Annotated in this window: 14 protein-coding genes; 1 reads left to right on the top strand and 13 read right to left on the bottom strand. The window is 42.7% G+C overall.

Annotated features, from left to right (window positions below):
• Positions 1 to 10: 10 nt before the first annotated feature.
• From nifK to nifH, 5 genes are all read right to left on the bottom strand, one after another.
• A complete protein-coding gene (nifK, locus tag DKM50_08595; GenBank protein ID PZM79508.1) occupies positions 11 to 1,387 on the bottom strand; it encodes a nitrogenase molybdenum-iron protein subunit beta in 1,377 nt (458 codons plus the stop codon).
• A 60-nt stretch (positions 1,388 to 1,447) separates the two neighbouring features.
• Positions 1,448 to 3,064: a nitrogenase molybdenum-iron protein alpha chain gene (gene nifD / locus DKM50_08590; GenBank protein PZM79577.1), complete on the bottom strand. Its 1,617-nt coding sequence runs from the start codon at positions 3,062 to 3,064 to the stop codon at positions 1,448 to 1,450.
• Positions 3,065 to 3,080: 16 nt separating this feature from the next.
• A complete protein-coding gene (locus DKM50_08585; protein PZM79507.1) occupies positions 3,081 to 3,461 on the bottom strand; it encodes a P-II family nitrogen regulator in 381 nt (126 codons plus the stop codon).
• Between the two features lie 134 nt (positions 3,462 to 3,595).
• Positions 3,596 to 3,922: a P-II family nitrogen regulator gene (locus DKM50_08580; protein PZM79506.1), complete on the bottom strand. Its 327-nt coding sequence runs from the start codon at positions 3,920 to 3,922 to the stop codon at positions 3,596 to 3,598.
• 88 nt (positions 3,923 to 4,010) lie between these two features.
• Positions 4,011 to 4,835: a nitrogenase iron protein gene (gene nifH / locus DKM50_08575; protein PZM79505.1), complete on the bottom strand. Its 825-nt coding sequence runs from the start codon at positions 4,833 to 4,835 to the stop codon at positions 4,011 to 4,013.
• Positions 4,836 to 4,961: 126 nt separating this feature from the next.
• Between nifH and DKM50_08570 the strand changes: the two genes are divergently transcribed.
• The gene (locus DKM50_08570) at positions 4,962 to 5,369 is read left to right on the top strand and encodes a hypothetical protein (GenBank protein ID PZM79504.1); all 408 of its coding nucleotides are present in this window, start codon (positions 4,962 to 4,964) and stop codon (positions 5,367 to 5,369) included.
• Here the strand turns inward: DKM50_08570 and DKM50_08565 are convergent.
• The 8 genes from DKM50_08565 to DKM50_08530 form a co-directional block, all read right to left on the bottom strand.
• Positions 5,323 to 6,189, bottom strand: coding sequence for a hypothetical protein (locus DKM50_08565; GenBank protein PZM79503.1), 867 nt, complete (start codon positions 6,187 to 6,189; stop codon positions 5,323 to 5,325). The genes DKM50_08570 and DKM50_08565 overlap by 47 nt on opposite strands.
• A gap of 133 nt (positions 6,190 to 6,322) precedes the next feature.
• The gene (locus tag DKM50_08560) at positions 6,323 to 7,630 is read right to left on the bottom strand and encodes a hypothetical protein (protein PZM79502.1); all 1,308 of its coding nucleotides are present in this window, start codon (positions 7,628 to 7,630) and stop codon (positions 6,323 to 6,325) included.
• 3 nt (positions 7,631 to 7,633) lie between these two features.
• Entirely contained in the window at positions 7,634 to 8,443 is an 810-nt protein-coding gene (locus DKM50_08555) for a hypothetical protein (protein PZM79501.1), read from the bottom strand.
• A gap of 126 nt (positions 8,444 to 8,569) precedes the next feature.
• Positions 8,570 to 8,782: a hypothetical protein gene (locus DKM50_08550; protein ID PZM79500.1), complete on the bottom strand. Its 213-nt coding sequence runs from the start codon at positions 8,780 to 8,782 to the stop codon at positions 8,570 to 8,572.
• A gap of 108 nt (positions 8,783 to 8,890) precedes the next feature.
• The gene (locus tag DKM50_08545) at positions 8,891 to 10,756 is read right to left on the bottom strand and encodes a hypothetical protein (protein PZM79499.1); all 1,866 of its coding nucleotides are present in this window, start codon (positions 10,754 to 10,756) and stop codon (positions 8,891 to 8,893) included.
• A gap of 45 nt (positions 10,757 to 10,801) precedes the next feature.
• The gene (locus DKM50_08540; protein ID PZM79498.1) at positions 10,802 to 12,088 is read right to left on the bottom strand and encodes a hypothetical protein; all 1,287 of its coding nucleotides are present in this window, start codon (positions 12,086 to 12,088) and stop codon (positions 10,802 to 10,804) included.
• A gap of 355 nt (positions 12,089 to 12,443) precedes the next feature.
• Positions 12,444 to 13,265: a glycosyltransferase family 2 protein gene (locus tag DKM50_08535; protein PZM79497.1), complete on the bottom strand. Its 822-nt coding sequence runs from the start codon at positions 13,263 to 13,265 to the stop codon at positions 12,444 to 12,446.
• Positions 13,262 to 13,816 carry a putative colanic acid biosynthesis acetyltransferase gene (locus DKM50_08530; GenBank protein PZM79496.1) on the bottom strand — a complete coding sequence of 185 codons (555 nt, stop codon included), beginning with the start codon at positions 13,814 to 13,816 and terminating at the stop codon, positions 13,262 to 13,264. Before DKM50_08530 ends, DKM50_08535 begins: the two co-directional genes overlap by 4 nt.
• Between the last annotated feature and the right edge of the window lie 5 nt (positions 13,817 to 13,821).

Raw genomic sequence — 13,821 nt, 5'->3', positions numbered from 1 at the left:
GTCACCGCATCTACAGCACCAGCTCAAAACTTTCTTCGGCAGAGTCCCTATCCTTGCGGTCAAGGATCGCTCCCAGTATTTTTTCCACCAGGTGCATTCCGCCTTTGTATCCGACCGATGGAAAATAAGAATGTCCGATCCTATCAAGGATCGGGAACCCGAACCTTATAAAAGGTATGTCTTCATCCCTGGCAATATATTTGCCGTAGGTGTTGCCTATAAGCAGATCTACAGGTTCGTTCTTGATCCACTGATGCAGCAGGTACATGTCTCCGGCTGCTCTGACATTTACCTCGGGCACGCCCTCTTTGAGGATTTCCTTGATGCTGGTTTCGAACTTTTTACCAGGAGTTCCTGTAACGATGTGCACAGGCTTCATATCCAGGTCTTTCAAAAATTCGGCGAGTGATATCAACTGGTCAGGATCACCGAATAACGCAACTTTTTTTCCGTAAAAATATTGTTGCATGTCAGTGATAATATCAATGAGCCGGCCGCGTTCTTCGGTTATTGCATCAGGTACAATTTTACCGGCTATGCCGGCAAGCTTTTCTATAAACCGGTCCGTTGCTCTGATCCCAATTGGCAGGTCAAGTATTTCACAAGGCACTTTGCACTTGGCATTAAGGACTTCGGCAGCTGGAGCTGACGCAACTGGCCCCAGAGCTATTGTCGCAACACTGTTGCCGGTGCTTTTGAGCTGTTCAATGCTCACCCCGCCTTTCGGATAAAAAACATGCCTTCCGGTTTGCGGTGCGTCCAGAACATCACTGGTGTCTGGAAACATCACGATTTTAACGCCCATTTTGTGGGCCAGGCATTTAATCTCGCGCATATCAGACGGTTCAGTCCAGCCTGGGATAATGTTGATCTGGTCCAGTTTCGTGCCGGTGTTCTCTGCCAGGCAATTGACCATGCCTTTTACCATATTGGCAAACCCGGTAACATGGGAGCCAACATAACTTGGAGTACTGGCATTGATCACGTACTTGCCTTCAGGTATTTTGCCATCTGTCCTGGCCTTTTCTACGATCTGGGGTACATCATCACCGATCGTCTCGCTAAGGCAGGTAGTATGAACAGCAATTATATCAGGCTTATATACTGTAAAAATATTGTTGATAGCCTCAACAAGGTTGGATTGCCCCCCGAAGACTGCACTCCCTTCGGTAAAAGAACTGGTAGCGGCCATTACAGGTTCTTTATAATGGCGGGTCAAAGTACTTCGGTGATAAGAGCAGCAGCCCTGAGAACCATGGCTGTGGGGCAGGCATTTGTGAATACCCAGCGCAGCATACATGGCGCCTATGGGCTGGCATGTCTTAGCCGGATTAACCACAAGCGCTTCGCGCTCCTTAACTTCTTTTGTTGTATGTCGTAATAACACGGTTAATCTCCTTCTTGGTTATTTGATGAACAAGTCACGGGCGAACATGGGGGTTCGTCCCTACTTTGCATAATTTGCAACAATCTGGGGGGTTTTCTGCCAAGGTGCTTTGATCATTTTCCAGACTTTGCTATTTACCATTCGATCTATATCGCGATAAAAATTAATTGCTCCGGAAAATCCTGCATACGGGCCGCTGTAATCGTAGCTATGCAGTTGTTTACAAGGAACTCCCATTTTTTCTATGGCAAATTTTTCCTTGATCCCGGCACAGAAAACATCCGGTTTGTATATTTCGATAAGCTTTTCGCTTTCGTAATGGCTGATGTCATCGATGACCAGTGTGTTCTTGTCCATCTCCTTCATCATCCCCTGGTAATCTTTGAACGGCATGCCTTCAGCCGTAAGTTCGGCTAGCTCTTTCTCAGTTTTGCGAGGTTTATAAAGCTGCGGGTCTTGTTCGACTTTCAGCTCCTCGATATTCCTGCTGTCAGCATCAACCTTGATGGAAGGCAATACCTGTCTGCCTTCATAGTCGTCCCTGTGAGCAAATTCGTACCCGGCTGCCAGCACTTTCATGCCGATCTCCCGGAACAAGTCCTGGTAATGGTGCGCCCTTGACCCACCGACGAATAGCATAGCAGTTTTGTCTTTGCAGCGGCTGGTAATATCCGCTGCTACAGTTTCGACTTTAGACATTTCTTCCGCAATCACTTGCTCCACTTTATCTTTTAGTTTCTGGTCCCCAAAATAGGCAGCGATCTTTCGCAGGGATTTGGAGGTACCACCCGCACCTATGAAGTTGACCTTGATCCATGGGATACCGTATTTCTTTTCCATCATTTCTGCTACGTAATTGATGGAACGATGACACATGACCATGTTCAGGTCAGCTGTATGGGAATTGGCAAAATTGCCGTATGTGGAATTGCCGCTAAAGGTCGCTATCAGCTTGATCCCGCAGCGTTTAAAAAGGTCTTCAAGTACGAATGCATCGCCGCCTATATTGTATTCTCCAAGAAGGTTAACCTTATACTTTTCTGTATGCTCTGTGCCATCCAGCCCGATAACGTGTTTAAATAACTGGTTATTGGCTATATGGTGTCCGGCTGACTGGCTTACACCTTTGTACCCCTCGCAACTGAACCCGAACACGTTGATGCCCAGTTTTTCTTTCATTTCCCTGGCAACAGCATGCACATCGTCACCGATCAGGCCTACCGGACAGGTTGAGAAGATACCGATAGCCTTGGGTTTGAACAGGTTATAAGCTTCCTCGATTGCTTTTTTGAGTTTCTTTTCTCCTCCAAAAACGATGTTCTCGTCCTGCATGTCGGTTGAGAAACAATAGGTCATGTAGTTTTCCTGAGTATCGTTCTCAGGACGAGTCTGGTTACGTCTGGTCAGCCAACTGTAGAACCCGCAGCCGATCGGTCCATGAGTTATATTCAGGATATCTCTTGTAGGTCCGAGCACAACACCTTTACATCCGGCGTAGGTACAGCCGCGTTGGCTTATAATCCCCGGAATTGTACGGACGTTAGAGCCCATTTCCTGCTCTATCTCAGGATCATTAATAACGATCTGCTTAGAACGTTTCTTCATTACTTTTGTTGGATATTTACTTATCAGGTCTTCTTTAACTTTTTCAGGATCAGGGTTAAATTTTTGTCCCATTTTGATCATGTCCTTTCTATTCATCAAGAATTGAATCTCCGGCCTGGCTAGTCCTTACCCGGATAGCATCATTCACCGGCAAGACAAATATCTTCCCGTCACCGGGATTTCCTGTCCGGTTGGTTTCGATAATCGTGCTTACAACCTTGTCCACTAGATGGTCCGGCACAACTACACTGATCAGTCTTTTAGGGATAAGTCGCGGGCCTTGTCCCAGTTGGGAGACAGCTTCTTCATACCCATCTTTGGCCCCGTTAAGTATCCTGTAATCTACCTGTCCTTTACCTCTGCCCAGCACTTTGCCGGTAGCTGTAAAAGAGGAGATATCCGCATCAGCCAGGGCGACTTTGGTCTTATTCATCATGTTCATCCTGATAATTGCCATTACTTCTTTCACTGGATTTCCCTCCTTTTATATCTAATCTTTACCCACAAGTTTCGCGCCTCTTTCCGCGGAAACTTAGTTGGAGTTTTTCATCAGGTTTAATCCCCCTCGTGTTTTCTCCATATCGATGGAGAAAACAATCAGGGTTAGGATTCCTTCACTCCCGAACTAACCGTATAAACCTCATCGACCGGAACAACAAATATCTTGCCATCCCCGAAATTGCCTCTGTCCCCGGTCTTTGCTGTCTCGATAATGGACTTAATCACAAAATCCTTGTCCTTATCAGGCACTACCATGAGCAGCATTTCCTTGGGCAGTTCGTCATAATGGACCTCGCCCACCTTAAGACCTCTTTGCTTCCCTCTACCGAAAACAGATATTTTGGTCACGGACGGATAGCCTGCTTCCATTAGTGCTGCCATTGCAGCGTCTGTCTTTTCCGGTCGTATAATCGCCTTTATCATTAACATTAGAACTTTCCTCCTTTGATTTCTTTTTATCCCCGTAATAACGGGTATTCATATTCTGTAGGGGCAAAGCGCGCTGTGCCCCCCTACCCTAATTTGCAATTCCATGTTTGATCAATAACGCTTCCAACTCATCAGTTGTAAGAGGTTTTGGAATAACAAACATCTTGTTCTGATCAATTGCCTTGGCTAAATTACGATAGTGATCCGCCTGCAGATGCGTCGGTTCAAATTCGATAACGGTTTTACGATTAATCTCTGCTCTCTGTACCATATTGTCGCGCGGAACAAAGTAGATCATCTGCGTACCTAACTGGTCAGCAAGGGCTTGGATCATAGTCTCTTCGTTATCAACATTTCTGCTATTACAGATAAGACCGCCAAGCCTAACCCCGCCTGCATCGGCAAACTTAACAATGCCTTTGCAAATGTTATTGGCAGCATACATAGCCATCATTTCACCAGATACAACAATGTATATTTCCTTCGCCTTCCCTTCCCGGATAGGCATTGCAAACCCGCCGCAGACAACGTCACCCAGGACGTCATAGAAAGAATAATCAAGACATTTATCATCTCCATAGGCGCCGAGCTGTTCCAGAAGATTGATAGAAGTTATTATTCCCCTGCCGGCGCACCCTACACCCGGTTCCGGCCCGCCTGACTCTACACACATCGTTCCGCTGAAACCTGGTTTCAAAACATCATCCAGATCAACGTCTTCACCTTCTTCACGAAGTGTATCCAGTACAGACTTTTGTGCCAGACCTCCCAGCAGTAATCTGGTGGAATCAGCCTTTGGATCACAACCGACTACCATTACCTTCTTGCCCATTTCAGCAAGCCCGGCAACAGTATTCTGCGTTGTAGTTGATTTACCTATTCCGCCTTTTCCGTATATTGCTATTTTTCTCATTATTAGCTCCCTTCCTTTCACAAATCTTTGTTATTCAGCTTCATCTGTCTTAATAACATTTTTCGTGCCATCAAAATATTTGTTTTAGCCATAACGTTTTTTTGATATAAGCACTACAAACGATACATGGAGGTAGGACATGCCCTGCTGAGGGGTTACAGGGATGTAGGAAAGCCAACTCAACTTTTTCCGGGAGAGAAATATGAATATATTTCTAACGGAACAGTGAGTGCGACAGAATATGTTGGCAATGGGAGCAAACTCGTATCCGTTAATGCAGCAAGTTTAAATGGTAAAAACGAATCTTCATTATCGGTAACAACAGCTGATTATTCAAGCACCGCAGTAATGCTGAATTTTATGGACGGACTTAAGTCCCAGGATTATAAAGGAGCGGAAGCATCCTTTATTACAATAACCAAACCGCAAAAAAATCATTACGCCAAGCCGGTATCTTTGTTTATCTATCAAACAAGCAGCAACCCTATTAAATCCGAAATTTCATCGCAATATCGAACCCATATTGATGAGTAACACTTGACGGCTCATAAGCCTGATATTCATAAACATCCGTATACTTAACCTCAAACACAGTGCTCTCTCTAATTGCAGAATACTCATACCAAGGCACAAAATCCATCGAAACACCTTCGAACCAGGCATAATTCAAAGCACTCTGAATTCGCCAGCCCGGCTTATTTCCTAAAATGCCTTCAGGCTCATTGAAATAAGGGTTTGAATACTTGATTTTAATATTTCCACCAAACATTATTTTCAGCGTAACATCCGTTATCAAAGTAAATTTTTCGTTTATATTATACTCAGTGAGAATCCCCAGAGGGACATATTTCCATGAATACACTTCCGTGAACCCCGGCAAAGCTCTCTGCCATTGGCGAAAACCGATACCACCATACACTTTCACATCGAAATCATCAGAGGTAATAATGCTCTTTCCCAGCACTCCGTCAAATGTCAGGAATTCATTAGCCGTTTCTCCTAACGCCGGGACACCGGATTGAGTCGATCCGTCATACTTGGTATTGGCATTAGTAAATTCGAAATTAAATCGCCAATAAATAAGATCATGAGTTTCCGGATTATTAAGACTATTCCATTCTTCATTATATTCCGGTAATCCAAAATAATTACTCACAACTAATCTCATTCCCGGAAGCCACCCTGATTCGGTACTTTTATATGGAAGAACAAGATCTTCTTTATAATCGTAATAATAATTCATGAACGCGACTTCCATATTACCGGGCATTCTTTCTGCCAATACGACAGGAGCACCCAGGATAATAAACGCTAGAATTATTACAAAAGATTTTATATTGCCTTTTGTTGCCATAAATTATATTCCTTTTGCCATACTGATCACTAATTCAAACCAGACTAAAGTTCGTTACAACCCTGGCTCGCAAGCAGTATACTAGACAGGTAGCAAGCACTGTCAATAGACCTTTTAGCTAACAAAATGACACCTATGGAATACTCTCTGCCTTACGACAACTAAACTCACTCATCGTCTCAGAGACTCTCCGTTTTATCCAATGCCCGTCAATTTCAGTGGGGTAAATGAACCGAAGCTCATTCTTATAATTCCAGTCTTCATAACAATTAATTCCCTTGATACGTTCAAATATCGGTGAGCCTGGCAAAGGCAACGGGACATTGAATGATATCTCCTCAAAGGGAAAAGCAAGCGAAAAATCAAAAGTCTTTTCAATCGATTCGATGCTTTCTCCTGGGTAACCGACAATAAAAAAAGCCGAAGTCTTTATCCCTGATTTCTGAAAAAGCCGAATAGCCCGCGTCCCATCTTCTACGGTTACTCCCTTGTTCATTACCTGAAGTGTCTCGTTACTCCCGGATTCCAATCCTAAGTAGACCTTCAGACAACCAGCCTGCCGCATTAGATTAACGATTGTGCTCGTTAAGCCATTTACTCGGGTAAGGCAGGTCCAGGTAATATCAAGTTTTCTGCTAATCAGCGCACTGCAGAATGCCTGCAGGTACTGCAGGTCAAGGGTGAATGAATCGTCTGCAATCCACAACTGGTTGTATCCCCACCTCTTAATATCAATAATTTCATCAAGAACATTCGCTATAGCGCGCTTCCTGAAAACATTTCCAAATATCGGTTTTGAACAAAAATCACAATGATAAGGACAGCCTTTCGTGATCATAATCGACGCTGGTTTATATCCGGTTTTTTTCTCGGAAATATCCTGGTATAGCTTATGGTCGAACCCAGACCTGTCAGGCAAAGGCAATCTATCGATCATTTCAGCATTATAATGGGTCACCGGATTAGAAATGATTAATCCCTTATTGAGAAAAAACAACCCGGGATAATGCACACATTTTGTTCCCAGAAAATTGCGGCTACTCTTAAAGTATTCAGAACAAAACCGGGCAAAAGTGTAATCACACTCACCTCGGAATACAACATCAAACACGCTCAGAAATCGTTCAGGATATATGGTAGGCAACGGCCCCCCGGCAACCAGAAGTGATTCAGGCAGGTGTTTTTTTAGTTCCCTCGCTAATCGGAAAGCGTCATTACTAAGAGTTACCATAACATAAATACCGACAATCCCAGGACGATATGAAATGATTTCCTGAAGGCTCAGTCCAAAATCCTTGAAGGTACAATCACAAATATGGACAGCGAGGCCTTTTTCCTGAATCTGGCTTGAAATAGCAGCAATCCCGAGTGGAAAAAACAAATGGCTATCGTGCGTTTTGTCATAAAAATATGGATATACAAGTACAACAGGTTCACTCATATCCTAGTCTCCGACATAGAGCTTATATTTGACTGAAAGATCCTTCACATTGCTGTTTTTGCAGTTAAGCTCTATTCCGTAACCAGCCCAGCAATGTTCTTTCGTAACTTCTCTCCCCCAAAAAATATTTGCCGGGATCCCGGCCTGAACGTCAAGGGATTTTATAAAAAACTTAATATTATGCTTGCTGCAATAGAAAACAAACGAAGAAAAATAATCGGATATCTTCTGCCAGCCTGAAGGAGGATCACTCACGACCTCATTAATATAAGATTTATCAAAATGCCTGGCACCCAACTCATTAAGTATATAAACTTTTTCCAGGTCCCCACATAACGAGCTAACAGCACATTCTATTGACAGTTCAGAAGTTCCTTTTAAGTCATAGTAAAAGGAAACCTGTGCCATAGGCGTACTCTCTTCAAAAACCGGTTCTATGGTAAGTGCTTTACGAAGATGATACCCAAATCTCAAACATAACTGCTGCAACTTTTTGTTTTTTACCAGCATGTAAAAATCTGTCATTTTTCTCATAAAATAAGCGATAAAAGGAGACCGGTAGCCAGAGATACTCCACGCCATACGAGTATCGAGTAAAAAAACTTTGATAATCCGGTTATTATCGACGACAATTGATTGACAAGACCGTGAAAAAAAAGTTTTCCCGCCTATCGTCATCACCAGCGTTCCAAGTCCCATACCTTCCTGAGTAATATTCATATCATCAAATGAAGCCAGAAGACCTCGTACCAGTCCAAAAGACAAGCCTTCTCCCCGGTATTTGTCATCCGAATAAAAATGGAGTTCCTGCACAGACTTCTCCTCAGATTCTATCGATACTGCAAATTTTTGTTTGATGGAATATTATTGTTATTTTAAAGATAAAAAAAGGAACTAAAAGTAAAACCCCGGAGTTTCCGGGGTTTTACGAAGAAATTATTACTTAAACACTCCGCTCTGAACATGCATAACAATTTCTTTTTGAAGCATGTCGACGGCCTGAGTATCAAGTTCTTTCATCTTTTGCCATAATTCGACGCAATGTTGACAGTTATTCGTACTCTTGGCGTCATTAAGATACTGGTCTAATCTCCAAACACTCGAGGCTTTCTTTGCAAGTTCTTCAACCAAGTCGAAATTTGGGTTATCCATAACTATCCCCCCCTTTGTTTTTTGCAGCATTATAGCATGTCCACAACCGCAAACAAGCCAATAATATTGCCCACCGCATAGGGATTTTATGGATAATAAAGGATATGCCTAATACGAGTATTTATACTTATAGCTACAATAGGCGTATCCTGCATTTTCTACACTTAATTTGTTGAACACCATCCCCAGGATCGGCAGATGTTTATCCTTCAATAATTCCTGCATTCCCTGAATAGCTCGAAGAGAGGTGTTTTTCATATCAACGGTGATAATAATACCATCAACAGTTCTTGCAAAGTCTAAGGTCTCGGAAACCAGGGTGATCGGCGGCGAATCGAGCATGACTATATCAAATTTCTCCCGTAACCGGGTAATCAACTCCTGGATCTTTTTCCCAGCCAGAAGCTCGGCAGGATTGGGAGGGATTACACCGGCAGTAACTATATATACTCCACTTACCGGGTCAATAACAACGATATCCTCAATTTCAACATCTCCAATAAGATAGTCGGTTACTCCCTTGTTACCTGGCATATTAAATACTTTATTGAGCCTTGATCGTCGCAGATCTATATCTACCATCACCACTTTTTTACCCATATTTGTCAGGGATATCGCCAGATTTGAGGAAAGCGTTGTTTTCCCTTCACCGGCAAGCGCACTCGTTACAAGCATCGTGATACAGCGCTTACCCATAATTTCTTTGAACTTGAGATTGGTATAAATCAATCGGACAGCTTCTGCTAAGGGTGACCTGGGATCATTTATCATAAAAAGAGGATTAATATTGCTCTGATTTGGAAGCATCCCAAGCGTATTATAGGGGAGTATATTCTTAACTACTTCTACAGAACCCGGCACGTCATCAATGTATTCGATCAGGTAAGCAACCGAAATCCCGGCTATTAATCCAAGGAGCAGCGTAAGCAATATTACTTTTTTCAGGTTCGGGCTTACAGGCTCATCAGGAGTAATAGCCGGCTCGATAATTTTCACATTGGCAACTTTTCCGGCTTCGTTAATTCGAGCTTCTTCGTAACGGCCAAGCAAACGGGTATATACTTCCGAAGCTAGTTTCTCGTCACGGACTATGCGCGCAAGTTCAATTTCCTTCGGAGGGAGTTTGTTGAGATCAACTGTTATTCTTGCTATTTCTGAGGTTATATTAGCAAGCTGCGCAGTCAAATTAGTTATCTCGTTATTAGTATCTTCAAGAGATTTCATCCATAAAGAATAAAATGGACTTGACTGCGCTATTTTACCGTTGATCTTCGATTCAAGTTGCTGCTTTTGAGCATAAGAGCCTTTAAGTTTTGTCTCAAGGTCCATTTTTGTTGCCTCCACTAGAGACAAACCCTCCAGTTGCGTTGTCGTTTCCTGCTCCAGTGCAACCGTCTGAAGCTTCCTCTTGAAATCAAGAACACTATTCTCCGCTCCTATAACTTTTTCTTTTTGAGTCCGTAGCTGGTTCTCGATGAATACCCTGGCAGAGCTGATCTCTTCCTTATTGAGTTTCTGGTTTTGCTCGGCAAAAGTCAGCGCGACAGTATTAACAACCTCTCTCGCAACAATCGGGTCATGATCTCGATATGATATCGAAATAAGATTGGTATTATTAATGGCCTGCACATTAATAGCCTCGCGAAGAGCTCTAATTTTTAAGGGATTTCCTCTTCCGTCTACAAGTTTGGTATCACGAATTACCTTAGACAGAATAGGCCGCCGCTTTACAAGTTCCAATTGCGTATCAATAGGATCAGACTTACCAATAGTCTCTGACAAAAGGGCACCGACCTCTAAATCACCGAGGAGTCCGGGACCCTTTGTCTCAGTTACGAGAAGCGCGCAATCTGCTTCATAAACAGGCTTAGCCATCGATAAATAAAGAATACCCATAATCACAACCAGCAAGAAGATTGATATGATAACGGTTTTCCTCCGCAAGAAAAACCCCCAGTATTCTAATAACTCCATAAACAAATACTCCTTTCAACCGATATAAGATCGCATTCTTTAGAACTAATTATCTCTCGATATCCTCAAAAGACCCGGATTCTTATTCTCTGCAGGTAGAATGTCTGCTCCATTAGTTTTGTTAATGACCGCATTTATATTCTGTATCCATTTGTTGTTTAATTCTGCCTCGCTCATTTTGTTAACATAAGCATCAACATGAGTAATAGTAAATATCAACTCATCTTCGGAAACTCCAACATAATGGTTATTAATCATCTTCGGAGTCAGAGGACCAAGCTTATTTTGGAGTATCAGCTTTTCGATCCTATCGGCAATAACATGCGCTCGATCAGACGGATTGGCATAGAAAAGAGAATTCTTCCCTTCGTTAAAAGAATCAATAACAGCAGCAAGCTTGATTACCGGAATATTATTTATCATAACAGCCGCACTTTTCTTCTCAGACCGATTAGCAGGAGCGAAAGACACGCTCACCTTATTAGCCTGACCTTCAAGCGGCACATCTACGAATTCACTTTGATTCATTGTTTTGACAACTTCCATAGCACTCGCAGGACTTTGCCCGGCACTAGCAACTGCACTATCCTTGAACGTATCGATCAACACTGCTTTGTTGACAAAAAGCTCACCCAAGTCGAACCCGACAACAAGGCGCGGCTTACTTGTCACTTTACTTCTTCCGATACTTGCACTCTCAATTTCACAAACTGCCAGATTCAAATTAATATTGTTTCCAATATTAATTTTTGAACCGATGTTAATGTCCGTACCGCTTAATTCAGTGAAAAACGAATGCTGCCCGAAATCCCACTTCAACCCAGCCAGCAAACCTTTGAACCAACGCATATTGCCGTCCCCGAAAGAATACACTCCATTCCCTACCCCCATACTCAGGGTACAGTCATTCCCTATCCTTCTGGTAGAAATCAAATAGAATGATTGCAAATCCTCAATTCCCATATTCGAACCACCGATAGCAACTGCCGGTGCATTGGTACTCTCCGCCAAAATCTGGTATTTAAGAGAGACTCCTGCATGTGTGTGTTGATAACGATCAACAACACTAGCAATTCCCATCTGCAAATTCTGGTAAGGATTATAATGAAAAGAGACATTCCCCTGGCTATTCAAATGATACTTTGACCACTTGTTGGTATCTTCCACAATCGCAGCAGAATTATACGCTACGGAAAATTGCCCCTGAGGTTTAAGATATGCCTGAGGCATCTGTATCATTCCGGACGGATCATCAAATGGCTCAGAAGCGTATGAAATCTGGTAGGACAGCATTAAAATAAAACATACTAGAAATAAATATTTTTTTTTCATGAATTTCCCCCCCGCAACATATTTAACTATTCACAACGATCAAACTTCCCTCGTAATTCCTCCTTACATTAATAAGGCCGCACAATCGGCCTGCCTTCAAATTAAAAAAAACATTAAAGACTCCCACTATTCAAGCCTGGATATTACCATTATTTAATATAATGTCAAGATATGTCCATATCTACAATTAATACCTCAAATTACACCGTAAAAACGGTACCTTTGTTCCAACAAAAAAGCTTCTTTCATTTCCCAGGTTTATTCTGTATCTATTAACATTTTTATATATGCTGCACATCCTGCCTTGTATGATAAAAATAATAAGCACTATGTTTAACATAACCCGACAGCTTCATCAGTCACCTGCTTTATCCATTGTTTTCAAGACAATCATATATTCATAGAATGTCCGTAATACCGCATAATGAAATCCGGACCGGCCATCAAGGAACCCTCCTTTAACAATATAGAGCAGGAAAAACATAAGGAACGGACGAAAAGGAAGTGAATAATAAAGCGCTTTACGATGCATGCTCCGAATATGGTAATCTTTTGAGAATAAAGCTTTTACTAAAGAAACGTTTATTTTTTTCTTTTTATCTTCATTTATCTGCCTGGCTTCCAGCATACTATAAGAATTATGCTTCTCAATCCAGTGTGTTACTCCTTTACTGAAAGGATAATGGAGCAAATGTCCCTTTAACAATCCGATATTTCCATCAACAACCGATACCGGGTTCACGAGGCGTTCATACCGCATATGATCTCGTAAAAAAAATCGGATATATAACCGGGAAGCCTGAACATGTTTAATATTCCTGCCCATAAAATAATCACACCGTTCAATAAGAAAAGCCTTGTTTTCACCAGGATTGTTAACAGCAGTTTCGATCGCCTGAACAAGTTCTTCAGACACGCGTTCATCTGCGTTAATATAGAGTATCCACCGGTACTTAAATGGGAGGTTTCTAAGGCCCCAATTAAGATGAGACGACCAGTTATCCAGGACCCGTCGCCTGACCTCTGCTCCATTGTCGCGTGCGATGACGGCTGTACTATCATCAGACCAGGAATCAAAGACATGGATATCGTCAGACCAGTTCACCGAGTTCAGGCAAGCAGGCAGGTTTTTTTCTTCGTTTTTGGTTAAGATCATGACCGATACAGGGATTTTCATTTAAACTCCCTTTTTTTGAGCGGCCTGCACGGATTGCCGGCACAGACCATCCAGGCAGGAATATCTCGTGTAACTACCGACCGGGCACCGACAACTGCGCCTTCACCGACCGTTACACCGGGAGCTATAAAACTTTCAGCACACACCCAGGCATTCCGGCCAATAACAATAGGTTCAGCATAAAGTTGAAATAAAGGATCACTATAATTATGTGTTCCGCAGCAGAGATGTGTGCCTTGCGACACAATAGCTCTTTCGGAGATATGTATCTTGGCCATCGAATAACAGGTGACATCATTTGCAAGACAAGCATAATCGTCCATGACCAGATGCCATGGCGCCCATATTCTGGTCCCGGGATAGACACGGCAGTGGCTTCCGATTTTTGCCCCGAATAATCGCAGGAGCGCACAGCGCCACCTATGAAAAACTCTCGGCGTATATCTGAACAAACAAAAACAGGCAGAATTCCATACCACTCTCCGTGCCCGGTTCCTAAGACTGAAACTTGGCCCGGTATACGAATCAATGCCATGCAATATCTCTTCCATGCCAA

The organism is Candidatus Margulisiibacteriota bacterium, from assembly GCA_003242895.1.
Classification (GTDB): Bacteria; Margulisbacteria; Riflemargulisbacteria; order GWF2-39-127; family GWF2-39-127; genus GWF2-39-127.
This window is presented reverse-complemented; position numbering and strand designations above follow the sequence as displayed.